The organism is Streptomyces vulcanius (genome assembly GCF_042653945.1).
GTDB classification, from domain to species: Bacteria; Actinomycetota; Actinomycetes; order Streptomycetales; family Streptomycetaceae; genus Streptomyces; species Streptomyces mangrovi.
The window spans coordinates 130,915-157,452 of record NZ_JBHSFK010000006.1 but is presented as its reverse complement, the minus strand read 5'-3'; the positions used below and the strand labels follow the sequence as shown (position 1 = coordinate 157,452).

The 26,538-nt window shown below is 72.6% G+C and carries 17 protein-coding genes and 1 riboswitch; of the genes, 8 read left to right on the top strand and 9 right to left on the bottom strand.

Translation table 11 applies throughout. The annotated features are described in order from the left end of the window. Positions 1-11: 11 nt before the first annotated feature. Complete coding sequence (locus tag ACFPIH_RS11560; RefSeq protein ID WP_381174025.1) at positions 12-815, top strand: VOC family protein; 804 nt, start codon at positions 12-14, stop codon at positions 813-815. 9 nt (positions 816-824) lie between these two features. Here the strand turns inward: ACFPIH_RS11560 and ACFPIH_RS11555 are convergent, their stop codons facing one another. From ACFPIH_RS11555 to ACFPIH_RS11540, 4 genes are all read right to left on the bottom strand, one after another. Beyond that, a complete protein-coding gene (locus ACFPIH_RS11555) occupies positions 825-1,475 on the bottom strand; it encodes a thymidine kinase (protein WP_381174023.1) in 651 nt (216 codons plus the stop codon). Between the two features lie 70 nt (positions 1,476-1,545). Continuing rightward, a complete protein-coding gene (locus ACFPIH_RS11550) occupies positions 1,546-2,733 on the bottom strand; it encodes an alkaline phosphatase family protein (RefSeq protein ID WP_381174021.1) in 1,188 nt (395 codons plus the stop codon). Then, on the bottom strand, positions 2,733-3,320 hold the full coding sequence (locus ACFPIH_RS11545) for a DUF5998 family protein (RefSeq protein ID WP_381174019.1): 588 nt from the start codon (positions 3,318-3,320) through the stop codon (positions 2,733-2,735). The genes ACFPIH_RS11550 and ACFPIH_RS11545 overlap by 1 nt, the downstream gene beginning before the upstream one ends. A gap of 73 nt (positions 3,321-3,393) precedes the next feature. Continuing rightward, positions 3,394-6,627: a bifunctional acetate--CoA ligase family protein/GNAT family N-acetyltransferase gene (locus tag ACFPIH_RS11540; RefSeq protein ID WP_381174017.1), complete on the bottom strand. Its 3,234-nt coding sequence runs from the start codon at positions 6,625-6,627 to the stop codon at positions 3,394-3,396. A gap of 175 nt (positions 6,628-6,802) precedes the next feature. Between ACFPIH_RS11540 and ACFPIH_RS11535 the strand changes: the two genes are divergently transcribed. Next, positions 6,803-7,084, top strand: coding sequence for an HPr family phosphocarrier protein (locus ACFPIH_RS11535; protein ID WP_381174015.1), 282 nt, complete (start codon positions 6,803-6,805; stop codon positions 7,082-7,084). 229 nt (positions 7,085-7,313) lie between these two features. Here the strand turns inward: ACFPIH_RS11535 and ACFPIH_RS11530 are convergent, their stop codons facing one another. The 4 genes from ACFPIH_RS11530 to ACFPIH_RS11515 form a co-directional block, all read right to left on the bottom strand. Beyond that, the gene (locus ACFPIH_RS11530) at positions 7,314-8,009 is read right to left on the bottom strand and encodes a GntR family transcriptional regulator (RefSeq protein ID WP_381174013.1); all 696 of its coding nucleotides are present in this window, start codon (positions 8,007-8,009) and stop codon (positions 7,314-7,316) included. Positions 8,010-8,195: 186 nt separating this feature from the next. Further along, complete coding sequence (locus ACFPIH_RS11525; protein WP_381174011.1) at positions 8,196-8,939, bottom strand: M23 family metallopeptidase; 744 nt, start codon at positions 8,937-8,939, stop codon at positions 8,196-8,198. 13 nt (positions 8,940-8,952) lie between these two features. Continuing rightward, positions 8,953-9,116, bottom strand: a riboswitch (cyclic di-AMP (ydaO/yuaA leader). A gap of 189 nt (positions 9,117-9,305) precedes the next feature. Beyond that, on the bottom strand, positions 9,306-10,694 hold the full coding sequence (locus tag ACFPIH_RS11520) for a M16 family metallopeptidase (protein WP_381174009.1): 1,389 nt from the start codon (positions 10,692-10,694) through the stop codon (positions 9,306-9,308). After that, positions 10,691-12,040 carry a M16 family metallopeptidase gene (locus tag ACFPIH_RS11515; protein ID WP_381174007.1) on the bottom strand — a complete coding sequence of 450 codons (1,350 nt, stop codon included), beginning with the start codon at positions 12,038-12,040 and terminating at the stop codon, positions 10,691-10,693. The genes ACFPIH_RS11520 and ACFPIH_RS11515 overlap by 4 nt, the downstream gene beginning before the upstream one ends. A gap of 266 nt (positions 12,041-12,306) precedes the next feature. On the opposite strand from ACFPIH_RS11515, the gene ACFPIH_RS11510 reads away from it, so the two are divergent. After that, the gene (locus ACFPIH_RS11510; RefSeq protein WP_381174005.1) at positions 12,307-14,772 is read left to right on the top strand and encodes a DNA gyrase/topoisomerase IV subunit A; all 2,466 of its coding nucleotides are present in this window, start codon (positions 12,307-12,309) and stop codon (positions 14,770-14,772) included. Here ACFPIH_RS11510 and ACFPIH_RS11505 read toward each other — a convergent pair. Then, the gene (locus ACFPIH_RS11505; RefSeq protein ID WP_381174003.1) at positions 14,769-15,839 is read right to left on the bottom strand and encodes a CobW family GTP-binding protein; all 1,071 of its coding nucleotides are present in this window, start codon (positions 15,837-15,839) and stop codon (positions 14,769-14,771) included. The two genes, ACFPIH_RS11510 and ACFPIH_RS11505, sit on opposite strands and share 4 nt — an antisense overlap. A 325-nt stretch (positions 15,840-16,164) precedes the next feature. Here ACFPIH_RS11505 and ACFPIH_RS11500 point away from each other — a divergent pair, with 325 nt between their 5' ends. The 5 genes from ACFPIH_RS11500 (at position 16,165) to ACFPIH_RS11480 (ending at position 26,525) form a co-directional block, all read left to right on the top strand. After that, the gene (locus ACFPIH_RS11500) at positions 16,165-16,722 is read left to right on the top strand and encodes a DUF6082 family protein (RefSeq protein WP_381174001.1); all 558 of its coding nucleotides are present in this window, start codon (positions 16,165-16,167) and stop codon (positions 16,720-16,722) included. Between the two features lie 235 nt (positions 16,723-16,957). Continuing rightward, positions 16,958-17,185: a hypothetical protein gene (locus tag ACFPIH_RS11495; protein ID WP_381174286.1), complete on the top strand. Its 228-nt coding sequence runs from the start codon at positions 16,958-16,960 to the stop codon at positions 17,183-17,185. Between the two features lie 3,812 nt (positions 17,186-20,997). Continuing rightward, complete coding sequence (locus ACFPIH_RS11490) at positions 20,998-21,384, top strand: M67 family metallopeptidase (RefSeq protein WP_381174284.1); 387 nt, start codon at positions 20,998-21,000, stop codon at positions 21,382-21,384. A 118-nt stretch (positions 21,385-21,502) separates the two neighbouring features. Next, positions 21,503-22,384: an antibiotic ABC transporter ATP-binding protein gene (locus ACFPIH_RS11485; protein ID WP_381173999.1), complete on the top strand. Its 882-nt coding sequence runs from the start codon at positions 21,503-21,505 to the stop codon at positions 22,382-22,384. 4 nt (positions 22,385-22,388) lie between these two features. Continuing rightward, a complete protein-coding gene (locus tag ACFPIH_RS11480) occupies positions 22,389-26,525 on the top strand; it encodes an AAA family ATPase (protein ID WP_381173997.1) in 4,137 nt (1,378 codons plus the stop codon). The last annotated feature ends 13 nt before the right edge of the window (positions 26,526-26,538 follow it).

Genomic DNA, 26,538 nt, shown 5'->3' with positions numbered 1-26,538 from the left:
GGAGAGTGACGATGACCGAAGCACGTGGGTCGGCCGGCCAGAACGGCACAGCACATGCTCGGTACGCACCCGGCACACCCTGCTGGGTGAGCCTGATGGTGCACGGGTTGACGGCGACCCAGGACTTCTATCACGAGCTGTTCGGTTGGGAATTCCAACCCGGCCCGCATCAACTCGGCACATACATGACCGCGCTGATCGACGGCCGTGAGGTGGCCGTGATCGGCCAACTCCCCCCGGACCGGCACCTGCCCGTCGCGTGGACGCCCTACCTCGCCTCGGACGACGTGGACGTGACCGCCGAGACAGTGCGGCTGTGCGGCGGCACCATCGGGGTCGGGCCGCTGGACGCCGCCGACGCCGGGCGGCTCGCGATCGGCTCCGACCCCTCCGGCGCGGTCTTCGGCATCTGGCAGGCGGCGGCCCGCCCCGGCACCGACATCTCCGGCGTCCCCGGCACACCCGCGTGGAACGAACTGCTCACCTACGACACCGCGAGCATCACCAAGTTCTACGAGACGGTGTTCGGCTACGAGGAGGAGGCGGAGGTCTCCGCCGACTTCGACTACGTCAGCCTGCTCGTCGCCGGGCGCCCGGTCGCCGGGATCCACGGCATGGGCACCGCGCTGCCCCGGGACCGCGGGCCGCACTGGAAGACGTACTTCGAGGTGGCGGACGCGGACGCGGCCCTCGCCCTCGTCACCGGCCTCGGCGGGCACGTCGTCGGACCGGTCCGGGACAGCGCCCACGGGCGCGTGGCGACCGTGACCGATCCCGAGGGGGCGCGCTTCGCCCTGATCGAGGGGCCGCGCTGAGGAAGGCTCTCAGACCTCCTGCTGCACCGGCAGCACGTCCGGTGACAGGGCCGCGGCCCGGGCCGAAGCCGAGGTCATACGGCGCCGGTGATGGCGGCGGCACAGGACCTCGTAGCCGACGGTGTCGGCCTGGTCCACGTCGCCCACGACGACCTGGGCGCCCTCGACGACCATGACACCGCCGACGGTGCGGGCGTTGTGGGTGGCACGGGCGCCGCACCAGCACAGGGCCTCGACCTGGAGGACCTCGACGCGGTCCGCGAGTTCGACCAGGCGCTGGGAGCCGGGGAACAGCTTGGAGCGGAAGTCGGTGGTGATGCCGAAGGCGTACACGTCGACACCGAGGTCGTCGACCACGCGCGCGAGCTGGTCGATCTGCTCCTCGGCGAGGAACTGCGCCTCGTCCGCGATCACATAGTCCGCACGCCCGCCCTGCGAGAGATGGTCGACGAGGTATCCGTACAGGTCCTGGCCGTCCTCGACCTCGACGGCGTCGGTGACCAGACCGAGCCGGGAGGACAGCTTGCCCTGGCCGGCGCGGTCGTCACGCGTGAAGATCATGCCCTGCAGACCGCGCGCGGAGCGGTTGTGCTCGATCTGGAGAGCCAGCGTCGACTTCCCGCAGTCCATGGTTCCGGAGAAGAACACCAGCTCGGGCATGGGAAGTTGGGCACCTTTCGGCGGGAGATGTCGGCGTGGGATCTCGGTGGGCGACGGGGATGTGCGGGTGTCAGGAGCGTACTTCGAGCAGGGGGACGAGTTGCTCGGCAGGGGTCATCGAGCCGTGGTTGCCGACCATCGCGGACTCCTTGGGCTCCCGCTCGGAGGCGATCAGCAGGACGTCGTCCCGGGCTGCCGCGATCACGTCGCCGAGGCGGTCGTACACCCGTTCGTCGATCCGCGGCCCGAACCAGCCCGCGGCGATCGCCTCGTCCCGCGAGGCCACCCAGAACTGCTCCCCGAGGACCTCGCGCCAGCAGGTCAGGACGTCGCCTGCGGCGCCCGGTACGGCGTAGACATGCCGGGCGCGGCCCTCGCCGCCGAGCAGGGCGACGCCGGCGCGCAGCTCCCAGTCCTCGTCGAAGTCGATGCGGTGCAGCTCGTCGAAGGGCACGTCGACCATTCCGTGGTCGGCGGTGACGTAGAGGGCGCTGCGCGGGGGCAGTTGCCCGGCGAGGCGCTGGACCAGCCGGTCGACGTACATCAGTTGGCCGCGCCAGGTGTCGGAGTCGACGCCGTAGCGGTGGCCCGCGCCGTCCAGTTCGGCGTAGTACGTGTAGACGAGGGAGCGGTCGCCGGCGGCGAGCTGCTCGGCGGCGAGGTCCATGCGCTCCTCGCCGGTCAGCCGCCCGTGGAAGCTTCCGCCGCTGAGCGCGACCTTGGTCAGCGGGGTGTTCTGGAAGACGGGCGACGAGACCTGGGCGGCGTGCACCCCGGCCCGGTCGGCGAGCTGGAAGACGGTGGGGTACGGCTGCCAGGTGCCCGGTGCGGTCCACGGCTGCCAGCGGAGCTGGTTCATCAGCTCGCCGGTGGCCGGATTGCGCACGGTGTAGCCGGGCAGGCCGTGGGCGCCCGGCGGGAGGCCGGTGCCGACGGAGGCGAGGGAGGTCGCGGTGGTCGCCGGGTAGCCGGCGGTGAGCGGGCGTCCGGTGCCACCACGCGAGCTGCCGAGGAGGGCGTACAGGTAGGGCGCCTCGTCGGGGTGGTCCTTGATCTGCTCCCAGCCGAGGCCGTCGACCAGGAAGACGCAGTTGCGGTCGGCCGGGGTCAGCTCCGGGATCGCCGCGGTGGTGCCGGGTACGCCGAGGCCCGCGGCCAGCGTGGGCAGCAGGTCGGCGAGGGACCCGGTGCCGTACTCGGGGACGGGGGCGGAGGCGACGGCGAGCGGTTCCGGGTGGTCCCAGACGGACTGTGCCATCAGCGGGTGGGGTCCGCGGTCGCCTCGGAGACGGCCTGGGCGAAGGCGAGCGTCTGGCGCACCGTCTCCGGGCCGTCGCCCGCCTCGCTGACGCGCAGGCTGAGGTCGTCCGCCGTCGAGCTGCCCGTGTACCCGTGGTCCGCGTCGCAGTTGGGGTCGCCGCAGGCGGCGGGCTCCAGGTCGAGGCGGGACACGGCGCCCCAGCCGATGGTCAGCACGACCTCGCGCGGCAGCGTGCCGACCGTGTAGGACTCCGGGTTCGCGACCACGCGGCTGACCACGACCGAGGAGATCCGGCCGAGCTTCACGGACTCCGTGGAGGTCGTGGCGTACGGCGTCGGGGAGGTGGAGTCGGCGGCCTGCTCGTCGGTGTGGCTGACGATGAAGCGGTTGCCGGTGAGGACCAGCACGGTCACGTGCCTGCGAACCTCGTTCTGATCGAACGTGGTCTCCTGGTGGACCATGTACGACGTGATGGGCTCGCCGCCCACGGCGGCCTCGACGGCCTCGGCCACGAGGGTCGGGTAGTAACCGCTGCGCTCGATCGCCGCTCGCAGCCCCTGGGTCGTCGTACTGGTCTTGGCCATGCGTCCATCCTACGGGGACCCACTGGCTGCGAGGCACCGGTCGTGAACGGTTCCCCGGGGTGCGGACGAGGGCTCAGTACACCGGGAGCGTGCGCGGGCCGAGGTCGTCGCGAGCCGGGGGCGGGGCGAGGCGGACGGAGGCGCCCAGGACGCTGAGGCCGTGCGGGGCCACGACGACCGGTTCCAGGGTGACGGCGACTACCTCGGGGTGGTCGTCGACCAGCCGGGAGACACGCAGCAGCAGCTCCTCCAGGGCGGGGGTGTCGACCAGGGCCGAGCCGCGCCAGCCGAAGAGGAGGGGGGCGGTGCGGATGGAACGGATCAGGGAGGCCGCTTCGCGGTCGGTGACCGGGACCAGGCGGTGCGCCATGTCGCCGAGCAGTTGGGAGGCCGCCCCGGCGAGACCGAAGGACAGCACGGCTCCGGCCGCCGGGTCGATCACCGCGCGGACGACCGTGTCCACCCCGCGCGGGGCCATCGCCTGGACGACCGGGCGGATCTCCCGGGGGTCGCCGAAGAGCCCGGTCAACTCGGCGTACGCCCGTCTCAGTTGGTCCTCGTCGGCGAGGTCGAGGCGGACGCCGCCCAGGTCGGCGCGGTGGCGCAGGTGCGGGGCGGTGGCCTTGAGGGCGACGGGGTAGCCGAGCGCGCTCGCGGCCCGTGCGGCCTCGTCGGAGGTGGGCGCGGGGGCGGCCCGGCGGGGGTGGATGCCGTAGCGGCCGAGCAGGTCGCAGGTCTCCTCGGTGCCGAGGGTGAGTCCCTGTCCGCGCGCGAGGAGCCCTTCGATCATCCGGGCGGCGCCCTTCTCGTCGATGTCCTCGTACTCGGGCACCCTGCCGGGGTCGGCGGCCTCGCGCCGCCACTGGGCGTATTTCACCGCTTCACCGAGGGCACGGACGGCCCGCTCGGCGGCGGGGTAGGCGGGGATGAGGCGGGTGGCGTCAGAGGCGCCGAGGGGGTCTTCGGCGAGGTCCTGGCCGGGCGCACCGGCTCGCCGACCGGCGGAGACGTGGGCCCGCTCGTCGATGGACGCACCGGCTCGCCCACCCGCCGAGGCACCGGCAACGCCACCACCGGCGGAGGCACCGGTCACAGCGGCACGGGAGGAGGCACCCGTCACGGCACCACCGGCCGAGGCACCCGTCACGGCGCCACCGGCGGACTCGCCCGGGGCATCCGTCCGGGCTCGCGCGAGGGCCTCGCTGGCGGTATCGGCCGGGGCATAGGCCTCAGCTCGGGTGCGGCCTTCGCCGGCCCCGTCGCCCGGAACAACGGCCCGCGCTCCGGCGAGGGCTTCACCGGCGCCTTCGACCGGGGCGTCTGCCCGGGCTCCTGCACCCGCTCCCCCTCCGCCCGAGGCGGCCGTCCGGGCGTGGTCGGCCAGCGGCGGTTGCGGCCCTCCCGTCGGCGTCGCCGTACGCGCGTGTGGCGCCTGTGCGCGAGGTGCGGTGCTGGTCGCGGCGGACAGCGCTGCCGCGAGGCCGCCGAGTTCCACGTGGACGACGAGCACCGGCTTGCCGGGAGCCGCGGCGGCGGCCGAGCGCAGCGCCTGGGCGAGTTCCGCGTCGTCCGGCGAGATCTCGCCGATCGCGGGTATCGCGGTCACCACCACCGCGTCGCACGAGTCGTCGGCCAGCGCCCGCGCGAGGGCCGCGTGGAAGTCGTCCGCCGACGCCTCCGTGGTCAGGTCCAGGGGCGGCAGCGGGTGCAGCCCCTCGGCGAGGCACGCGTCGTACGTCAGCAGGCCCAGCGACTCGGAGTTGCCGAGGATGGCCACCCGCGGGCCGGCCGGCAGCGGCTGACGGGCGAGCAGCAGGCCGGCGTCGACGAGTTCGGTGATGGTGTCGACGCGGATCACGCCGGCCTGGCGCAGCAGCGCGGAGACCGTCGCGTGCGGGAGGCGGATGGCGCGTACGGCGTGTCCCTGGGGGGCGGAGCCGGAGCCCTGGACGACCACCAGGGGCTTGGCCGCCGCCGTACGCCGCGCGAGGCGGGTGAACTTGCGGGGGTTGCCGATGGACTCGAGGTACATGAGGGCGACGTCGGTGTCCGGGTCGTCGAACCAGTACTGCAGGACGTCGTTGCCGGAGACGTCCGCGCGGTTGCCGGAGGAGATGAAGGTGGAGACGCCGGTGGTGCCGGTGACGCCTCCGCCGCGCCGGTGGAGGCGGGACAGCAGGGCGATGCCGATGGCTCCCGACTGGGCGAACAGGCCGATGCGGCCGGGGCGGGGCAGTTCCGGGGCGAGGGAGGCGTTGAGCCGGACGTCCGGGGAGGTGTTGATGACGCCGAAGGCGTTGGGGCCGATGATCCGCATGCCGTACGCGCGTGCGTGCCGGACGAGTTCGCGCTGGCGCTCCCGCCCGTCGGGGCCGCTCTCGGCGTAGCCGGCGGAGAGGACCACCAGGCCCTGGACGCCGTGTTCGCCGCACTCGGCGACGACTTCGGGCACGTGCTCGGCGGGTACGGCGACGACCACGAGGTCGACCGGCTCGGCGATGTCGCGCACCGAGCGGTGGGCGGGGACGCCGTCGAACTCCTTCAGGTCCTCGGGGAACGCCTTGTTCACGGCGTGGAGGCGGCCGGTGAAGCCGGCCTGGCGGAGGTTTCCGAGGACACTGCGGCCGACTCCGCCGGCGGCCCGGCCGGCGCCGACGACGGCGACGGAGCCGGGTGCCAGCAGCCGTCGTACGGAGTGGGACTCGGCGCGCTGTTCCCGGGCGCGCTGCACGGCCAGGGAGCGCTCGGTGGGTTCGAGGTCGAACTCCAGGCGGACCACGCCGTCCTCGAAGCTGCGCTTCTGGGTGTAGCCGGCGTCGGTGAACACCTTGATCATCTTGCTGTTGGCCGGAAGCACCTCGGCGGCGAACCGGCGGATGCCGCGCTCGCGCGCGACGGCGGCGATGTGTTCGAGGAGGGCGGAGGCGACCCCGCGGCCCTGGTGGGCGTCCTGGACGAGGAAGGCGACCTCGGCCTCGTCGGCGGGCGCGGAGGCGGCCATGCCGTCGGCGCCAATGCGGTCATAGCGTACGGTTGCGATGAACTCGCCGCCGACCGTGGCCGCGAGTCCCACCCGGTCCACGAAGTCGTGGTGCGTGAAGCGGTGGACGTCCTTCGCGGACAGTCGCGGGTAGGGCGCGAAGAAGCGGTAGTACTTCGACTCGTCCGAGACCTGCTCGTAGAAGCTGACCAGGCGCTCGGCGTCATCGACGGTGATGGGGCGGACGCGCGCGGTGCCGCCGTCGCGCAGCACCACGTCGGCCTCCCAGTGGGCGGGGTACTCGTGCCGGTCCGAGGCGCTCTGCATGGGGCCCAGCGTACGGCTCGCGTCCGACAACGGCGCGAGGCAGTCTTGGGGACGGACGCCGGATCGAGGCCGCGATCCGACAGCCGTGACGGGAGGGGCGACACGACCCCTCCCTCCCACGCTTCACGTGTGGAACACTGGTCTAGACAACCTGAACACCGAAGGGCAGCAACACATGGCTGAGCGCCGCGTCAACGTCGGCTGGGCCGAGGGCCTCCACGCCCGCCCCGCTTCCATCTTCGTCCGAGCCGCCACGGCCGCAGGCGTCCCGATGACGATCGCCAAGGCAGACGGCAACCCCGTCAACGCGGCGTCCATGCTGGCCGTCCTCGGCCTCGGCGCCCAAGGCGGCGAGGAGATCGTCCTCGCCTCCGACGCCGAGGGTGCGGACATCGCCCTCGACCGGCTGGCGAAGCTGGTCGCCGAGGGTCTCGAGGAGCTCCCCGAGACCGTCTGAGTCACCCGCGCAGGCCGCGTCGCCCTCCCGGGGGCGGCGCGGCCCTGCCGTTTTCGCGCACGCTTTCGGGGGTTTCGGTCCCGGGCTCCGGGGAAATTACCCGCGGCATACGCGGAAATCCGCGTGCGGGCACACGAAAGGCGCACCTCAGAAATTGAAGGCGCGCACGGAATAAGGCAGCGGAAATACAGCTCCGCCGAATATCCCTTCTTTGTATACGGCCCCCGTGTTAATGCCGCAGACCCGTCATGTTTACGGCAGGTTGCGAAGTCCTCACACGGTCGGCGCGTTCGGTGCCGCCGGAGAAGCGCAGCCGGTGTGCGAGCGTCGCGCGCTCGGTGTGCAGCGCCGTGACCGTCCGCGCGCGCTCCCCGTCGCCGCGCGCCACCGCGTCCACGATCGCGCCGTGCTCGGCCCAGGACTCCACGGGGTTGGCCGGCGCGTCCACCGCGTACATCCAGGCGATCTTGTGCCGCAGCTGGGTGAGCGTGGACGTCAGGGCATGGCTTCCGGAGGCCTGGGCGAGCGTCTCGTGGAACCAGCTGCCCAGGGAGCGCAGATCCTCGCTGTTGCCCCTCCTGGCCCGCTCCTGGCCCAGCCGGACGAGCCCGCGCAGCACCTTCAGATGGGCCTCGGTGCGCCGCTGCGCCGCCCGGGCGGCACCGAGGGGCTCCAGGAGCATGCGCATCTCCAGCAGGTCGGCGGCCTCCTGCTCGGTCGGTTCCGCGACGCACGCGCCCGCGTGCCGCCGGGTGACGACGAAGCCCTCGGCCTCCAGGGTGCGCAGCGCCTCCCGGACGGGAACCCGGGAAACGCCGTAGCGGCGGGCGAGGAGTTCCTCGGTGAGTCGGCTGCCGCGCTCGTAGACACCCGCGACGATGTCGTCCCGGATGGCCGTGCACACCGAGTGCGCCGGAATACGCATGACCGACCTCCGCCTTAATCCCCGTGAAACGTCGACGATTGACGTGTTCAGTGACTCTATTGCAATGGGACGGAATTTCCGATGGCGGGCCGGAATCCAGGGATATTTTTTGGACAGCGGGGTCGCCGAAACGACGAAAGCCCCGGCCGGAGGGGCCGGGGCTGCACGATCTGTCGCCGTGTGTCGTCAGACGTTCACGCCGTGCTGGCGGAGGTAGGCGACCGGATCGATGTCCGAGCCGTACTCCGCGGTGGTGCGGGCCTCGAAGTGCAGGTGCGGGCCTGTGACGTTGCCGGTCGCGCCGGACAGGCCGATCTGCTGACCGGGAGTCACCTGCTGGCCCACCGAGACCCCGATGGACGACAGGTGGCCGTACTGGGTGAACGTGCCGTCGTTCATCCTGATGACGATCTGGTTGCCGTACGACCCTCCCCAGCCGGCCTCGACGACGGTGCCCAGGCCGACCGCGTGCACGGTGGTGCCGGTCGCGGCGTGGAAGTCGATGCCGGTGTGGCTGCCGGAGGACCACAGGGAGCTGCTCGCGTGGTAGCCGGTGGAGATGTAGGAACCGGTGATCGGCGGCACGAAGGTGTTCAGCCGCTTGCGTTCGGCCTCCCGGGCGGCACGCACGCGTGCCTCGCGGTCCTCCACGGCCTTCTTGGCCGCCGCCTCACGCGCGGCCTCCTCGTACGCCGCCTCCTTCTGGACGGCGACCTGGTCGTCGACCTGCTCGGCGGCTGCTTCACCGGCGGCGACGACGGGCGTCAGCCCGGTCTCCTCGGGGGTGGGCTCGGCGGCGAAGGCCGGAGTGACGGCGACAGTGGCCATGACACCGGTGGTGGCGAGCGTCGCGACGCCCGCCGCACGGATGGTGGTGCGCTGCATCCGGCTGGGGCGACGGTGCTTCCCGGGGGCGCAGGTGAACGCCATGTAGTTGAGCGGTCCTTTCCTTCCCTCTCGCCTACCGGGTTAGCTGACGGGTTCGGAGCAGGAAGGTCTCCTACGGACCCCCTCGCGACTGGCGCGGGCGTCCGATTCACCCCAGGGACTTCATGGGTCCCCGGCTCCCCTGGCTCGCGCCGTACGGGGACTCGGCGATGACTGTCCGGTGCCGCGGCTGCGGCGCACTGCCTGACGAACAGCCCGCCTGACGCTAAGCGGGGCCCCTTTCAATCCCCAAGTGGATCGCGGGTTTTGTAGCGCATCCCACAGGGCAGACGTGCAACCTCTGGCTCAATTCGGGCATCTGGGGGCCCTCGACCGCGCTCCCGCCGCCCAGGACCCCCACACGCGTGGCTACTCCGCGGGGACGACCTTCACGTCGCCGATCCCGAGCGCCTCGACGGGCTCCTTGATCTGCGCGGCGTCGCCGACGAGGACGGTCACCAGACGGTCCACCGGGAAGGCGCTGACGGCCGCCGCGGTGGCCTCCACGGTGCCGGTGGCGGCGAGCTGCTGGTACAGCGTGGCCTGGTAGTCGTCGGGCAGGTACTGCTCGACCTGGTCGGCCAGCGTGCCGGCGACGGCCGCCGCGGTCTCGTACTTCAGCGGGGCCACACCCACCAGGTTCTGCACGGCGACGTCCCGCTCGGCGTCGGTCAGTCCCTCGGCGGCGAGGGTGCGCAGCACCTTCCACAGGTCGTCCAGGGCGGGACCGGTGTTCGGGGTGTCGACGGAGCCGCTGATGGCCAGCATCGAGGCGCCCGAGCCGTCCGGCGCGGACCTGAGGATCTGGCCGAAGGCGCGCACGCCGTACGTGTAGCCCTTCTCCTCGCGCAGGACACGGTCCAGACGGGAGGTGAGGGTGCCGCCGAGGCAGTAGGTGCCGAGCACCTGGGCGGCCCACACGCGCGCGTGGCGGTCGGCGCCGATCCGGCCGATCAGCAGCTGTGTCTGGACGGCGCCGGGGCGGTCCACGATGACGACCCGTCCGGCGTCGTCGGCCGTCACCGACGGGACCGGCCGGGGCTGGGCCGGGGAGCCCGTCCAGGCGCCCAGGGTGTCGCCGAGGAGCGCCGCCAGGTCGACGCCGGTGAGGTCGCCGACGACCACGGCGGTGGCCGTGGCGGGCCGGACGTGCCGCTCGTAGAAGGCGCGTACGGCCGCCGAGTCGATCTTCTCGACGGTCTCCGCGGTGCCCTGGCGCGGGCGCGACATCCGCGTGCCCGCCGGGAAGAGCTCCTTGGAGAGCTCCTTGGCGGCCCTGCGGGAGGGGTTGGCCAGCTCGTGCGGGATCTCGTCCAGGCGGTTGCGGACCAGACGCTCGACCTCGCTGTCGGCGAACGCGGGCGCGCGCAGGGCGTCGGCGAGCAGGCCGAGCGCCTTGGGCAGGCGGGAGGCCGGCACCTCCAGGCTGATGCGGACGCCGGGGTGGTCGGCGTGCGCGTCGAGGGTGGCGCCGCAGCGCTCCAGTTCGGCGGCGAAGTCCTCGGCGGAGTGCTTGTCGGTGCCCTCGGAGAAGGCCCGCGCCATGATCGTGGCGACGCCGTCCAGGCCGGCCGGTTCGGCGTCGAGGGGGGCGTCGAGGAGTACCTCGACGGCGACGACCTGCTGGCCGGGGCGGTGGCAGTGGAGCACGGTCAGGCCGTTGTCCAGGGCGGCGCGTTCGGGCGCCGGGAACGCCCACGGCTTGGCCTCGCCCGCCCGGGGCTGGGGGTGGAAGTCCATCGTGGCGAGCTCGCTCACTGGGCCGCCTCCTCGTTCTCGTCCTGGTCGGCGGGGGTTTCGGGGGCGGTCGGCTCGTAGACGAGCACCGCGCGGTTGTCGGGGCGCAGGCGGGCCTTGGCGACCTCCCGCACCTCCTCGGGCGTGATCTCCAGCACGCGCTGGACGGCCGTGAGGGCGAGCTGCGGGTCACCGAACAGGACGGCGAAGCGGCACAGTTCGTCCGCGCGGCCGGCGACGGTGCCGAGCCGGTCGAGCCACTCGCGCTCCAACTGGGCCTGGGCGCGCTCCATCTCCTCGGCCGTGGGGCCGTCCTCGGCGAACCGGGCGAGCTCCTCGTCGATGGCGGTCTCGATGACGGGCACCTCGACATCCCCGGACGTCTTCACGTCCAGCCAGCCCAGGGAGGGCGCCCCGGCCAGCCGCAGCAGGCCGAAGCCGGCCGCGACGGCCGTACGGTCGCGGCGCACCAGCCGGTTGTAGAGCCGGGAGGACTCGCCGCCGCCCAGGACGGTGAGCGCCAGGTCGGCCGCGTCGCTCTCGCGCGTGCCGTCCTGCGGCAGACGGTAGGCGGCCATCAGGGCGCGGGCCGGGACCTCCTCCTCGATGACCTCGCGCAGCTGCCCGCCGATGACCTCGGGCAGCGAGCCGTCGCGCGGCTCGGGCTTGCCGTCATGGGCGGCGATGGAGCCGAAGTACTTCTCGACCCAGGTGAGCGTCTCGGCGGGGTCGATGTCGCCGACGACCGAAAGGACCGCGTTGTTGGGCGCGTAGTAGGTGCGGAAGAACGCGCGCGCGTCCTCCAGCGTCGCCGCGTCCAGGTCGGCCATCGAGCCGATCGGCGTGTGGTGGTAGGGGTGGCCCTCCGGGTAGGCGAGGGCGGTCAGCCGCTCGAACGCGGTGCCGTAGGGGACGTTGTCGTAACGCTGCCGGCGCTCGTTCTTCACGACGTCGCGCTGGTTCTCCATCGACTCGTCGTCCAGCGCGGCGAGCAGGGAGCCCATGCGGTCGGCCTCCAGCCAGAGGGCGAGCTCCAGCTGATGGGTGGGCATGGTCTCGAAGTAGTTGGTGCGCTCGAAGCTGGTGGTGCCGTTGAGCGAGCCGCCGGCGCCCTGGACCAGTTCGAAGTGGCCGTTGCCCTTGACCTGGGCGGACCCCTGGAACATCAGATGCTCGAAAAGGTGAGCAAGGCCGGTACGGCCCTTGACTTCGTGGCGCGAGCCGACGTCGTACCAGAGACACACCGCCGCGACGGGGGTCAGGTGGTCCTCGGAGAGCACCACGCGCAGGCCGTTGGCCAGGCGGTGCTCGGTCGCTGTCAGGCCCCCGGAGCCTGCCTGGGCTGTGGCCGTGTGACCCATGGGCATGTACGTCCTTCCGATCGCGGACGCGGTCGTGGAAACCGCGCGGTTCCTGCCGGTCCTGTCACTGTATGCAAGCGTGCGGTGAGTGGGCGAAGTTCCCGGAGGTCGTACGCCGAGAGCGAGAATCCGGGACACGGAGCGGGGACGGGGATGGCGTACCCTGCGGGCAATCATGAGAGGTCTGGGTCCTGGGCCCGTCTTGTCAGTGCCACGGTCCACAATGGACCGCGTCAGATCCCGTCACACGCCCCAACAAGGAGCCGGCAGCGATGGCCCGCCGCAGCACGAAGACCCCGCCGCCCGACGACTCGTTCGAGGAGCGGATCCTCGACATCGACGTCGTCGACGAGATGCAGGGCTCCTTCCTCGAGTACGCGTACTCGGTCATCTACTCCCGCGCCCTGCCGGACGCCCGCGACGGCCTCAAGCCGGTGCACCGCCGCATCGTCTACCAGATGAACGAGATGGGCCTGCGGCCCGAGCGCGGCTATGTGAAGTGCGCGCGCGTCGTCGGCGAGGTCATGGGCAAGCTGCATCCGCACGGCGACGCGTCGATCTACGACGCCCTGGTGCGGATGGCACAGCCCTTCTCCATGCGCGTGCCGCTGGTCGACGGCCACGGCAACTTCGGCTCGCTGGGCAACGACGACCCGCCGGCCGCCATGCGGTACACCGAGTGCCGTCAGGCCCAGGCGACGAGCCTGATGACGGAGTCGATCGACGAGGACACGGTCGACTTCTCGCCCAACTACGACGGCCAGGAGCAGGAGCCGGTGGCACTGCCCGCCGCCTTCCCGAACCTGCTGGTCAACGGCGCGTCCGGGATCGCGGTCGGCATGGCCACCAACATGCCGCCGCACAACCTGGGCGAGGTCATCGCGGCGGCCCGCCACCTGATCCGCTTCCCCGGCGCGGATCTGGACGCCCTGATGAGGTTCGTCCCGGGCCCCGACCTGCCCACCGGCGGCCGGATCGTCGGCCTCTCCGGCATCCGGGACGCCTACGAGACCGGCCGCGGCACCTTCAAGATCCGCGCCACGGTGTCGGTGGACACGGTCACGGCCCGCCGCAAGGGCCTGGTCGTCACCGAACTGCCGTTCACCGTCGGCCCCGAAAAGGTCATCGCCAAGATCAAGGACCTGGTCGGCTCCAAGAAGATCCAGGGCATCGCCGACGTCAAGGACCTCACCGACCGCGCACACGGCCTGCGCCTGGTCATCGAGATCAAGAACGGCTTCGTGCCGGAGGCGGTCCTGGAGCAGCTGTACAAGCTGACGCCGATGGAGGAGTCCTTCGGCATCAACAACGTGGCACTGGTGGACGGCCAGCCGCTCACGCTGGGCCTCAAGGAGCTCCTGGAGGTCTACCTCGACCACCGCTTCACCGTGGTCCGCCGGCGCAGCGAGTTCCGCCGCACCAAGCGCCGCGACCGGCTGCACCTGGTGGAGGGCCTGCTGACCGCCCTCGTCGACATCGACGAGGTCATCCGGCTGATCCGCTCCAGTGACAACAGCGCGCAGGCCAAGGAGCGCCTGATGGAGCGCTTCTCGCTGTCGGAGGTGCAGACCCAGTACATCCTCGACACCCCGCTGCGCCGGCTCACCAGGTTCGACCGGATCGAGCTGGAGGCGGAGAAGGAGCGGCTCAACGCGGAGATCGCGGAGCTGACCCGGATCCTGGACTCGGACGCGGAGCTGCGCAAGCTGGTCTCGGCCGAACTGGCCGCGGTGGCGAAGAAGTTCGGCACCGAGCGGCGTACGGTCCTGCTGGAGTCGTCGGGCTCCACGGCCGCCACCGTGCCGCTGCAGGTCGCGGACGACCCGTGCCGGGTCCTGCTGTCCTCGACGGGTCTGCTGGCCCGTACGGCGAACGGCGACCCGTTCGCGGAGGCCTCCGAGGACATGGAGGGCAAGCGCGTCAAGCACGACGTGATCATCTCGGCGGTGCCGGCCACCGCGCGCGGGGAGATCGGCGCGGTCACCTCGGCGGGCCGGCTGCTGCGGATCAACGTCGTCGATCTGCCGCAGCTCCCGGACACGGCGGCGACGCCGAACCTGGCGGGCGGTGCCCCGCTGTCGGAGTTCGTCTCCCTGGAGGGCGACGAGACGCTGGTCTGCCTGATCACGCTGGACGAGTCGTCGCCGGGCCTGGCGCTCGGCACCGAACAGGGCGTGGTCAAGCGGGTGGTGCCCGACTATCCGTCCAACAAGGAGGAGCTGGAGGTCATCACCCTCAAGGAGGGTGACCGGATCGTCGGCGCGATCGAGCTGCGCACCGGCGAGGAGGACCTGGTCTTCATCACCGACGACGCCCAGCTGCTGCGCTACCAGGCCGCGCAGGTCCGCCCGCAGGGCCGGCCGGCGGGCGGTATGGCGGGCGTCAAGCTCACCGACGGTGCGAAGGTCATCTCGTTCACGGCCGTGGACCCGGCGGCGGACGCGGTGGTCTTCACGGTCGCGGGCTCGCGGGGCACGCTGGACGACTCGGTGCAGACGACCGCCAAGCTGACCCCGTTCGACCAGTACCCGCGCAAGGGCCGGGCCACCGGCGGTGTGCGCTGCCAGCGGTTCCTGAAGGGCGAGGACTGTCTGTCCTTCGCCTGGGCGGGCGCCGTCCCCGCGAAGGCGGCCCAGAAGAACGGGCTGCCCGCCGAACTCCCGGAGATGGACCCGCGCCGCGACGGCTCGGGGATCTCGCTGGGGAAGACGGTGGGCGTGGTGGCGGGGCCGGTCTAGGCCTCGGGCGGGTCGTCGTCCTGCGGGCCGCGCACATAGCGCAGGACGCCCCACATGCCGTGTTCGTCGGCGGTGTGCGGGGCGTCGCTCTCGCAGGCCCGGAGTTCCTTGGTGAGGGCGGGGGCGTCGATGCCGGAGCCGATGAGGACCAGCTGGGTGAGGCGGCCCTCGGCGGCACCGGGGCTCGGGCTCCAGGGCTCCGGGTAGAAGCGCAGGAACCGGCCGACGGCGTGCACGGCGTACCGGTTCATGACGTCGTGGGCGCCGAAGTCGACGTACCCCTTGATCCGGTAGAGGCCCTCGGGCCTGGTGTCGAGGAACGCCGTCAGCCGGCGCGGGTCGAGGGGGACTTCGGAGACGAAGGAGAGGGTGTCGTACATGGCGTGCAGATGCCCCTCGTGCCGTTCCTGCCCGTGCTCGTGGAGGTCGTCGAAGGACAGTTGCCCGATGCGTTCCTCGTTCGGCCGGCAGTCGAAGAGGAGCTCGGGGTCCACCCGGCCGTAGGTCGCCGGGACGACGGCGGCGTGGTCGGTGAGGGAGCGCACGAGCGCCAGGACTCGCTCGGCGTCGGGCGCGCGGTCGAGCTTGTTGACGACGACGAGGTCGGCGAGGGCGAGATGGCGGTCGATCTCGGGGTGCTTCGCCCGGGTCGCGTCGAACTCGGCGGCGTCGACGACCTCGACGAGACCGGCGTACACGATTCCCGGGTGCTCGCTGGCGAGCAGCATCCGCACCAGTTCCTGGGGTTCGGCGAGACCGCTGGCCTCGATGACGATCACGTCGATGCCGGTGGCGGGGTGGGCGAGCCGCTCCAGGTAGACGTCGAGTTCGCTCGCGTCGACGGCGCAGCACAGGCAGCCGTTGCCGAGCGAGACGGTGGAGTCCCCGAGCGCGCCGGCCACGGCCATGGCGTCGATCTCGATGGCCCCGAAGTCGTTCACGATCGCGCCGATCCGGCTGCCGCCGCTGCGGTGGAGGAGATGGTTGAGCAGGGTCGTCTTGCCGGAGCCGAGGAATCCGGCGAGGACGACGACCGGGATCTGCTGCGGACTGCGGCTCTGCGTCACCGTGCGACCTCTCTGACACCTACGCGTGCACCGGCTCACGGCTCCGGCGCGCGTACGAGGATGGAATGCGGCCCCAGGATACGAGCCGTGGGAAAGCCCGTGAGGTGAACGGTTGTCAGCAGCACGCGCGGGGCAGACGTCGGAATAGGCGCCCTGTCGTGCGACCCTCGCTTCCCTCTGTGCGCCTCCCCTCCGCCTCCCCCGCCGATCAGAGCCGCTCGGCACCCTGGGAGACGGCAAGCGCCGCCCACCGCTCGCCGGTCCCCGTCAGCCCACCCGCACCCCGACGACCGGCGCACGGCCGCCCGAATCGGGAGTAATTGACATGGCCACACGGAAGTCGCGGGTACGGGCACTGGGTCCCGTCGCGGCGGCGGGCCTCGGCATGGTTGCCGGGGCCTTCGCCGCACTGACCGTACAGCGCAGCACACTCGACGCCCTGCGTCTGCGGCTCGAGCACCTGGAGCGGTCGGTCTCGACGCCGCCCCACGCCAACCTGGCTCATCAGCAGCGGCTGCACTGGGAACTGCTGAGCAAGGCGATCGACAGCCCCGAACTCGCCGAGGTGCTGGACATCTTCGAGGTCCCCGCCTCTCCCCAGAAGCGACGGCAGTACCTCTTCGCGAACGCCCTCTACACGAATCTGCTGTTCTACTACCGCATCGGCAACCTCACCCGCGAGGAGTTCCACGGCCGGATGCGGGGCCTGCTGCAGAACCCGGTCGTGCGCGAGTACTGGTACGCGACGCAGGGCCAGCGGGCGACGCTCCCCGACGGCTCCGAGGAAGCCGACCTGGGGCGCATGGTCGACGAGTTGCTGCGGCAGCTGGAGGAGGCCGACATCGACGAGTGGTGGGTGGTCGGCGAGCCCCCGGGCGAGTAGCGGGCGCGCGCCCGGAGGTTCACGCCGTCGGCCCATAACGAACGGGTGAAGTCCGGCGTTGTCCCAGGCGCGGCTGGGGTTGACTCACACGTGATCGCGCAGGGCGACCCCATGAGACCGTCGTTCTGCCGCCGGATGACGAACGCGCCCCACAGGGTCGCCTTCTCGCCCCGCAGCCTCCGTGCGCAAGCTCGTCAGCGTTGAAAGTCAGAGGAAACCAACAGTGAGTCAGATCATCCGTCGTATCGGTGTGCCCCCTAGTGAACGGGGGAGCACGGGAGGAGGCAACTGCCCTGACATCTTCGAGTTGTCCGACGGGAGCTTCGCCGTGATCGGCAGGGACGCGACGGAGAAACTCGACGGGGAGCTTCCGTCCGACGCCTCGCGCGCGGACTACGAGCGCATCGTCGTCATCACCCGCGAAACACTGCTGCGCGCCAGGGCCGACATCCCTGACGCGTGAGCGCACCTTCCGGGCCCGGCGGGTCCGGAAGTCGAGCGCATACCAGGTCCGGTGCCGGGAGGTGCCGGGCCTGCCGCGTTCCCGGGGAGCCGATGGCTGTGTGACGGAAGCGGATGCGTGCCGGGTTTGTATCGAGCATGCTGTATGTCCCTCGTCGGCGGTCCTGTTCCCGTTGGGTGGCGTCTGTCGGAGGGGTCGTGTGGGACCGCCCTGGGCACGGCCGGGCGGAGAACGGTGGGGGAACGTTGGGGACGTCGCCTGAGGAAGAGCGGCACGGGGAGCTCGAACCGAGAGCGCAGGGGCGGCCGCCCGGCGGGCCGGAGCTCTCGGCGACCGAGGCCGGCAGACGGCTCGCCGAGCTGTTGCACGACGTGCTGGGCCCCACGTCGGACAGCCTCTCCCCGGTGCGGAAGATTCCGACGTTCACCGAGCTGGACCGGTTGCTGCGGCTCGCACGGCGCGAGACGGGACGGCGCCTGAGCCGCGCACAGCGCCAGGAGCTGGACCTCGCCCATCTGCGCGCCCTGGACGCGGCCGGTTCGCATCTGCCCGAGCTGTTCCTGACGGAGCAGGCCTGTCAGGCCTACCAGGCCGAGTGCGAGCGCGCTTGGTCGGCGGAGCGGCAGGTGAAGAAGGAACTGGTGCGGACGCAGAAGCTGCTGCACAAGGCCGACATGCTCAGGGCCACGGCCGTGGCCCAGCTGGCACGGTCGCAGCGGGAGCGCGACGACGCGTCGGCCCGGCTGGCGCACGCCCGCAAGCAGCTGATCGAGGTCGAGACCGAGCTGGCCGAACAGAAGGCGCTGCTGCGCGGCAGGATCGGCACGCTGCACAGTGCCGTCAACCGCGTCGGGCGGCAGCGCCGGCATGCCGAGCAGAGTGCCGACACCGCTCGTCTGCAGCTCGCCGACGTACAGCGGAAGCTGCTGGAGGAGATGGCCGGGCGGGAGGCGGTCGAGGAGGAGCTGGCCCTGGTCGCCGCCGCGCTGCGGCAGGTGCGCGCCGAGCGGGACGCGGCCCGGGCGGCCAACGAGCAGCGGGACAGTGAGAGCGCGGTCCTCGCCGATGCCGACGCCGCCGTTCGGCGGGCCGAGCGGCGGCTGTCGCGGGCACTGCTGCCGGAGACCGGCTCCGACGACGGGGACGTGTTCGGGCCGGGCGACGACGAAACCGACGCGGTGGACGACGCCGTAGCCGGACCGGAGGACGCCGGGGCGGAGGGCTCCGGGGCGGCCGCCCGCGAGCACCGGCTGCTGGAGACCGCCCTCTTCGGCACGGAGACGGCCGTCGCCGATCTGCTGGCCGAGCTGGCGGACGAGGGGGACACGGACGCGGTGCACCAGGTGCTGTCGGCTGCCGCGGGCCGGCCCGGCGACCAGGTGGCGGCGCTGATCCAGGCGCTGGGGGACGCCGGGTACCGGCCGCCGCACCTGGAGCAGTTGTTCCGGCACGCGTCCGAACAGCCGCCCACGGCCGTGGTGGAGCTGCTGCGGGAGTTGGAGAGGGCCGATGCGACCGCCGAGATCGGAATGCTGCTCGACACCGCCGTCCTGGCCGACGCGCGGGGCCTGCTGAGCCATCTGCTGTCGTCGGAGGAGCTGCGGCCGTACGCCACGCGGCTGTTGGACGCCGCCGTGCACCCGCGGTCGATGAGCGATGTCGCCGATCTGCTCGTGGTGCTGGAGCGGGAGGACCGGCAGCCGGAGGCGGACGGTCTGGTGCGTGACGCGGTGACGCGTCGCAGTCCACGCTACGTTCTCTCACTGCTCCGGCGGTTCTCCGGCCTGAGGAACGAGCAGCGGTATGTGACCGTGGCGATGGAGGCGGCGGCCCGGCGCAGGCCCACCGCGGTCGAGTTCCTCGCGCGCGCTCTGACGAACGCAGGCCGGAGCGACGTCGCCGCGCGATTGCTCGGGCGGGCGGCGCAGGCTCCCGTCGACACCGTCGCCGAGACCGCCGCTCGCCTCGCCGCGGGCCCGCCCGCCCACCGTGAGCTGGAGTGGCTGCTGACCGAATTCCGCTCGGCGCGGCCCGACCAGTTGGAGCAGTTGGCGAGCCATCTCGGTGCCCGGTCGCCGGCGGCGCTCGGCACCCTGCTGGCCCACCTCGGCAGGCATGCCCCGGCCGACCTGCTGGTTCTGTGGGCCGCGCTCGCCGAGAGCAGGCTGCCCATGGCGACGGCCTCGCCGGACGGGCCCCCGGAGGACGCCGTGGACGTGCTGTTCGAGTACGTCGCGCGACGCCCTGCCGGCGATGTCGTGGAGGTGGTGGACCGGCTGTTCCCGCACCACCCGCGGTTGTCGCACCGTCTGGTCGGCCGGGCGGTACGACGTCCCGCGGAGCGGGCGGCCGAGATCCTCACCGGTCTGGCGGACGCGGGGCTCGACGACGACACGCTCTGCCCGGCCGCCGGCGACGGGGCCGGCTCCCTGACGCGGTTCCTCGACGTGGCCGGGGCCGTTCACGAGCGTCGCCACCGGCGTCTCGCCGCCTCCCTGGCGCACCACGCGGGCGGCCGGGTGTCGTTCACCGCCGCCGATCTCGCCTCCGTGCTGCGGTCGCGCAGGCCCGGCTGGCTGGTCCAGCCGCTCCTCACGGGAGCGGGCACGCGGTTCCCCGCGCTGGTGGCGGAGCTGGCCATGGAGCTCTACCGGCAGGGCCTCGGGCCGTATGTGCAGCTGATGCTGAGCACTGTTCCCGCGCGCGCCGACACGGTCGTACCGCTCGCTCATGACTTCTGGTCCGACGAGTTGCGGCAGGACGCGTGCTGGCTGCTGTCCCGGTGGGTGGCGACGGAGTCCGTGGAGCAGCTCGCCAACGCCCTCTGCGACAGCGCGCAGGGGGTCCGGGACGAGCTGATGCTGCAGATCGTGCTCCAGCGGCCGGGGCAGCCGTACGCCGCGGTCGTCACGGCGCTGACCGCCCGGAACCACGGTCATCTGGGCGTGGCTCTCGTCGCCTGCGCCGCGCAGGCGACGGTGGCCTCGGCCGTGGCCTGCGCGGCGGCCCTGGAGGCGGCCGGACGCGCGGGGCAGGCGCGGTGGGTCCGCGCCCGGGCCGGCGCGCCCCGGTCCGGGAACGGCTGTCCTCCCGCGGGGTCACCGCGGGAGCTCGTCCAGGCCGTCGCTCATTTTCACACGACGGGCATGCCCGGGGCGGCCGCCGAGGTGCTGTTCGCCACCCTGGAGGGGGGCGCCGCCATGCCGTGGTACGACGTCCTGCGGGACCTGCCGGACGCCGCCATGGAGGAGACCCTGCGGCTGCTCGTCGCCCACGCGTCCCGTCAGGTGCTGGCCGCGGACGGCGCCCAGCTCGTCGGCGTCCTCACGCTCCTGGAACACCGTCCGGAACTGCGCGCGCGCTTCCTCCAGCCGCCCCCGGAGGACGCCGTCGGGTATCTGGAGACGCTGGTCGTCGCGCAGGGCCTGCTGCCTCCCGGGTCGCCCCTCGCGCGGGACGTCCTGAGCTCCGCGGCCGCCCTGCCCGACGAGCGCGACGTGATCACCATCGCGCGCCGTGTGATCGGCGCCGGGGCGGTCGGCTGCGCGCAGCAGCTGATCTGGTGCGCGCTGCGGCAGCGCCCCCTCGAACGACTCGCGCCCGTCGTCCGGTTCGCGGTCGCGGCACGTCTGGTCGAGGGCCGTGCGGCCGTGGAGCGGGAGCTCGAACCGCTCCACCCCGGCGACCTCAAGGCTCTGCAGGCGTGTCTCGCCGAGGCCTTCCGCCCGGAGTTCGATCTGGACATCGTCCGGGCCAGGCCGCCCGCCGCCGACGCGCCCGCCGGTGGGACGTCTGCCGAGGACGCGACCGCGCTGGTCCTTCCCCGGCACATCTACGACCGGATCATCGAGCACGCCCGGACGGATTATCCCGACATTGCGTGCGGTGTGGTCGTCGGGGCGAACGGCCGCGCGCGGCGGCACGTCCCCATGGAGAACGCGGCCCGCTCCCCCACCTTCTACGAGATGAACCCAAAGCAACTCGTCGCGCTGTACCGGGAGATGGACGACCTCGACGAAGAACTCCTGGTCATCTACCACTCGACGCCGCTCCCCGAGGCGCAGCTGTCCAGGATCGACATCGCCTACGCCAACGAACCCGGCGCGCACTATGCCGTCGTCTCGCCCGAAGGGCCCCTGCTGCGCGCCTACCGCGTCGTCGACGGGGTGGCGACCGAAACCGGGGTGCAGGTGATCTGAACAGCACGCACGGGAGTCGATGTGGGCGCGATGTGGGCGTAGATCGGGACAAGCCGCTGTCCGGGAGGCCGTTGTCGGGTAGACCAGTAGGACGCTGGTGTCGCTGATCGGGGGAGCCATGGCGCGGGTTGTCGTCGTGCACGGTGTGGGGCAGGAGTTCCGGGGGCCCGAGTCGATGGGCCTGGAGGCGGGGGCCGCGCTGCGGGACGGCGTACGGCTGGCGGGCGGGCCACGGCTCGAGGCGCGGGACGTGGTTTGTGCGTTCTACGGCGACCTGTACGTCGAGCCGGGCACCCGGTCGGCCGATCCGCCGGACTGGGACGAGACGGACGTGGCCGACGGCATCGAGGCCGAGCTGCTGCGGGCGTGGTGGGAGCGGGCGGCGGCGATCGAGCCTGAGGTCCTCGGGCCGGACGCCACCGGTCAGCGCGGCCCGGTGGGATACGGCGCCTCGCGGCTGCTGCTCTCGGACCGGGTCCGGGCGGCTCTCGACGCGCTGAGCGCCTCCCGGTTCTTCGCCAAGGTGTCCGACCGGCTGCTGATCCTCGCCCTGAAGCAGGTGCGCCGCTACCTGACGGAACCCGGGCTGAGGCTCGCGGCACAGGCGCGTGTCGGGGCGGAGATCGCCGACGACACGCGCGTCCTCGTGGCCCACTCGCTCGGCTCGGTGGTCGCCTACGAGGCGCTGTGCGCCCACCCGGACTGGCCGGTCACCGACTTCGTCACCCTGGGCTCGCCGCTGGGCACGCGCGGCGTGGTCTTCGACCGGCTGCTGCCTCCCCCGGCCGAGGGGACGGGCGCCTGGCCCGGCGCGGTCGAGCGGTGGACGAACGTCACCGACCGCGGGGACATCGTCGCCCTGGTCGACCGGCTGGCCTCGCGCTTCGGGGACCGGGTCGACGACGTGTCGATCAGCAACGGCGTACGCATGCACGACCTGTCGCGCTACCTCACCGCGCCGAGTACCGGCACCGCCGTCTCGCAGGGGCTGAAGGGCTGAGCGCGTGGCAAAGGCGGAGCGCAGGTTCCTCATCGCCGTGGGCGCCGGCACGTACGAGGATCCGCTGATCGACGACCTTCCCGGCGTACCGCACGATGTCGCGACGGTACGCGAACTGCTGGAGCCCATGGGCTACTCGCTCGCCCTGCCCGAACTGGCGGCCGATCCGGGCCGGGACCTGGCCGAGCGCGTCGAGGAGTGGGCGCTGTCCGCCGAACTCGGTCCGCGTGACGTCGTGGTCGTGTACTTCGCCGGGCACGGGGTCAGGGCGGCCGACCGGCGGCACTACCTCCTGTGCGCGACCAGCAGGGCCGGACGCTTCACCACGGCGCTGGCCAGCGAGGAACTGTGCCGTCCGCTGATGACCAGCGCGGTCGGACATCTGCTCGTCATGCTCGACACCTGCTACGCGGGGGCCGGCACCGGGGACGCCGCGAAGCTGGCCGCGGAGCTGGCCCACGCCCAGCGCGACACGGCCGGACGCTGGATGATGGCCGCCGCCCGGGGCAAGGAGCGGGCCCGGGAGAACGCCTTCGTGCCGGCGCTGGCCCAGGTCCTGAGGAATCCTCAGGCGGGCGCGCGGCAGGAGTTCCTGGGGGTCCCCGAGGTGACCGCGTGCGTCAACCAGATCTTCCGCACCGCGCACCCCCACCAGCACGCCAGTCACTCCACCGTGGACGGCAAGGGGCAGGCGCCGTTCTTCCGCAACCCGGCCCACCTCCCCGGTCTGCCCGCCGACGACCTGGACGTCGAGACCCTGACCCGGCTGCGCCGGCAGACCCGCGGCCACTTCGAGACGCGGGGCCGTGGCGTCGAGCACGCGAGCGACCCGGGCGACTACTTCACCGGCCGCACCTCCGCGCTGGCGGCGCTGGCCGCCTGGCTGGCCGCGCCACGGCACGACCGCAAGGCCCGGGTGGTCACCGGCAACCCGGGGTCGGGAAAGTCGTCGCTGCTCGGCCGGTTCGTGATGCTGGCCGACCCCGACCACCCCGCGCGCGCCGCCACCGCCTCGCGGGCGCTGCCCCCGCCGGGGCTGCCGGTCGTCCGGCTGCACGCCAGGCGCGCTCTGCTGGAGGAACTGGCCGCCGATCTGGCCTCGGCGGTCGGTCTGGGCCGGGGCGTCGACTGCGAGGAGCTGCTGCACGCGCTGGGCGAGCGAACCCGGCCGCTCGTCGTCGTGGTGGACGCGCTCGACGAGGCGGGCACGGCGGGCGACACCGCCGAAGGCAGCCGCGTGGCCCGGGAGTTGCTGCAACCGCTGAGCACCCTGCCGGCCGTCCGGCTGGTCGTCGGCACCCGACGTCCGCTGATCCCCTCGCTGGGCAGGGCGGTGGTGCCCCTCGACCTCGACTCCGCGGCCTACGCCGGCCCGGACGACGTCGGCGCGTACGCGACCGCGCTCCTCCTGGACGCCGCCGATCCCGACAGCCGCTCGCCCTACAGGGGGCGTCCGGAAGAGGCGGCCGAGGTGGCCGCGGGCATCGCCCGACGCGCGGGGAACTCCTTCCTCGTCGCCAGGATGACGGCACGGGCGCTGGTGCAGGGCCAGTTCACGGTCGACACCGGGCGTCCGGAGTGGGAGAGGGAGCTTCCCAGCGACGCCGGCCAGGCCTTCGCCGCCTATCTGGCCCGGTTCGGCCGCCACCGCGCGAAGGCCGAGCGTCTGCTGCGCCCGCTGGCCTACGCGCAGGGGGAGGGGCTCCCCTGGTCCACGGTGTGGGCGCCACTGGCCGAGGCGCTCTCGGGGGTGCCCTGCCCCCAGGACGACCTGCGCTGGCTGCACGAGGAGGCGGGCGCCTACCTCGTCGAGACGGCGACCGCGTCGGGCTCCGCCTACCGGCTCTTCCACGAGACCATGGCGGAGCATCTGCGCGACCCCGGCAGCGAGGTCTCCGCGCACCGGGTGATCGCCTCGGCCCTGCTGCGGCAGGTTCCCCACGACCCCCGCTCCGGCGCCGCCGACTGGTCGGCCGCCCATCCCTATCTGCGCGACCACCTCGCCACCCACGCCGCGGCGGGCCGGTGCCTCGACCTGCTGCTGCACGACGGCGGGTTCCTGGTCCACGCCGCTCCCGCCCAGCTCCTGCGCGCCCTGCACGCCACGAACTCCGACGAGTGCCGGCTGAGGTGCGCCGTCTACCGGGCCTCCGCCGCCGTCCACGCCTCGGCCGGTCCCCGTCCGCGTCGCGACATCCTCGCGATCGACGCCGCGCGCTACGCGGAGGACGACCTGGCCCGGGAGCTGGCCAGGGGCCTGTCCTGGCGGCCCCGGTGGGCCACCGGGTCGCTGGTGCATCCGGCCCTGCACGGCACTCTCGCCGGCGTTGGGCCCGACGTGGCGGCCGTGGCGAGCACCACGATCGACGGACGTCCGCACGTCCTGACCGTCGCTGACGGCGGAGTCGTACACATCTGGGACCTGGCCGACGGCACCCTCCGCGACAGCCTCGACTGCGACGCGGCCCCCGTCCTCGCGTGCACCGCCATCGACGGACGTCCGCACGCCCTCGTCGCGCTGACCGACGGGCCCGTACACGTGCGGGACCTGACCGACGGCACACTCCGTACCGTCCTCGACTGCGGCACGGCCCTGGCCCTCGCCTGCACCGTCATCGACGACCGGCCGCACGCCGTGGTGGGGAACACCGTCGACGTCCGGGTGTGGGACCTCACCGACGGCACTCTCCGCGCCGCTCTCGGCCACAGCGGCCTCGCCGAGTCCCTCACGTGCGTCACCGTCGACGGACGGCCGCACGCGGTGGGCGGGAGCAGCGGCGGCGTCAGCGTGTGGGACCTCGGCGACGGCAGCCTGCGGCTCTCCCTCAAGGGCGCCAAGGGGGTGCGTGCCGTCGCCTGCACGACGCTCGACGACCGCCCTCACGCCGTCACCGCGGGCACCGACGCGACCGTCCGCGTGTGGGACCTCACCGACGGCTTCCTGCGCACCGCTCTGCACGGCCACAGCAACATCATCAACGCCGTCGCCTGCGTCACCGTCGACGACCGGCCGCACGCGGTCACCGCGGGCGACGACGAGGTGGTGCGCGTCTGGGACCTCACCGACGGCACGACGAGGGCCACCTTCCACGGCCACACCCATGCCGTCCGCGCCGTCGCCTGTACGGCGGTCGAAGACCGGCCGCACGCGGTCACCGCGGGCACGGACGGGATCGGGCGCGTCTGGGACCTCACCGACGGAACGCGCCGGGCCACCCTGCGCGGCCACACGAACTGGGTCCGGGCGGCCGTGTGCACGACGATCGACGAGACGTCCTGTGTCCTCACCGCGGGCATCGACGCGGTGGTCCGCGTGTGGAACCTCGCCGCCGGCTCCCTGCGCACCACCCTGCACGGCCACACCAGCAGCATCAACGCCGTCGCCTGCACCACCCTGGACGGACGTCCGCACGCCGTCACCGGTGCCGACGACGACGTCGTACGGGTCTGGGACCTCACCGACGGCTCGCTGCGCCACAGCCTGGGAGGCCATACGAACTGGGTCCAGACCGTCGCGTGCGCCACCGTCGACGGACGACCGCACGCCCTCACCGCCGACGACTCCCCCGGAGTGCGCGTCTGGGACCTGACCGACGGGACGACCCGCGGTGTCCTGTCGGTGGAGGGCGACGAGAGCGTCGTCGAGTCGATCGCGTGTACGACCGTCGAGGGACGGCCGCACGCGGTCACCGGCGGCAGCGACGGCGCCGTCCGCCTCTGGGACCTCACCGACAACTCCCTCCGCGCCACGCTGTGCGGCCACCACGCCTGGATCCGGGCCGTCGCGTGCACGGTCATCGGCGGTCGGCCGCACGCGGTCACCGGGGGCAGTGACGGCGCCGTCCGCGTCTGGGACCTCGTCGACGGGACGCTCCATGCCGCTCTGCGCACCCCTGCCGTCGTCACCGACGCCCTCACCTGCACCACTCTCGGCGGCAGACCGCACGCCGTCGTCACCGGCACCGACGCGGCGATCCGCCTCTGGGACCTGGAGCTCCAGCAGCTGAGGGACACCATCGCCCTGCCCCTGCCGGCCGGGGCGGTCGCCGCCGAGGGAAGCAGCCTGGTCGTCGGCATGCGCAACGAGGTCGTCGTGCTGGAGATGACACCCGACCCTGTACCGGACTTCGGTCAATATTGACGCAATCAATGTC

Excerpts from the sequence above, each read along its gene's own strand:
- ACFPIH_RS11560 (WP_381174025.1), top strand. The coding sequence starts at position 12 with ATGACCGAAGCACGTGGGTCGGCCGGCCAGAACGGCACAGCACATGCT.
- ACFPIH_RS11555 (WP_381174023.1), bottom strand. The coding sequence starts at position 1,475 with ATGCCCGAGCTGGTGTTCTTCTCCGGAACCATGGACTGCGGGAAGTCG.
- ACFPIH_RS11550 (WP_381174021.1), bottom strand. The coding sequence starts at position 2,733 with ATGGCACAGTCCGTCTGGGACCACCCGGAACCGCTCGCCGTCGCCTCC.
- ACFPIH_RS11545 (WP_381174019.1), bottom strand. The coding sequence starts at position 3,320 with ATGGCCAAGACCAGTACGACGACCCAGGGGCTGCGAGCGGCGATCGAG.
- ACFPIH_RS11540 (WP_381174017.1), bottom strand. The coding sequence starts at position 6,627 with ATGCAGAGCGCCTCGGACCGGCACGAGTACCCCGCCCACTGGGAGGCC.
- ACFPIH_RS11535 (WP_381174015.1), top strand. The coding sequence starts at position 6,803 with ATGGCTGAGCGCCGCGTCAACGTCGGCTGGGCCGAGGGCCTCCACGCC.
- ACFPIH_RS11530 (WP_381174013.1), bottom strand. The coding sequence starts at position 8,009 with ATGCGTATTCCGGCGCACTCGGTGTGCACGGCCATCCGGGACGACATC.
- ACFPIH_RS11525 (WP_381174011.1), bottom strand. The coding sequence starts at position 8,939 with ATGGCGTTCACCTGCGCCCCCGGGAAGCACCGTCGCCCCAGCCGGATG.
- ACFPIH_RS11515 (WP_381174007.1), bottom strand. The coding sequence starts at position 12,040 with ATGCCCATGGGTCACACGGCCACAGCCCAGGCAGGCTCCGGGGGCCTG.
- ACFPIH_RS11510 (WP_381174005.1), top strand. The coding sequence starts at position 12,307 with ATGGCCCGCCGCAGCACGAAGACCCCGCCGCCCGACGACTCGTTCGAG.
- ACFPIH_RS11500 (WP_381174001.1), top strand. The coding sequence starts at position 16,165 with ATGGCCACACGGAAGTCGCGGGTACGGGCACTGGGTCCCGTCGCGGCG.
- ACFPIH_RS11485 (WP_381173999.1), top strand. The coding sequence starts at position 21,503 with ATGGCGCGGGTTGTCGTCGTGCACGGTGTGGGGCAGGAGTTCCGGGGG.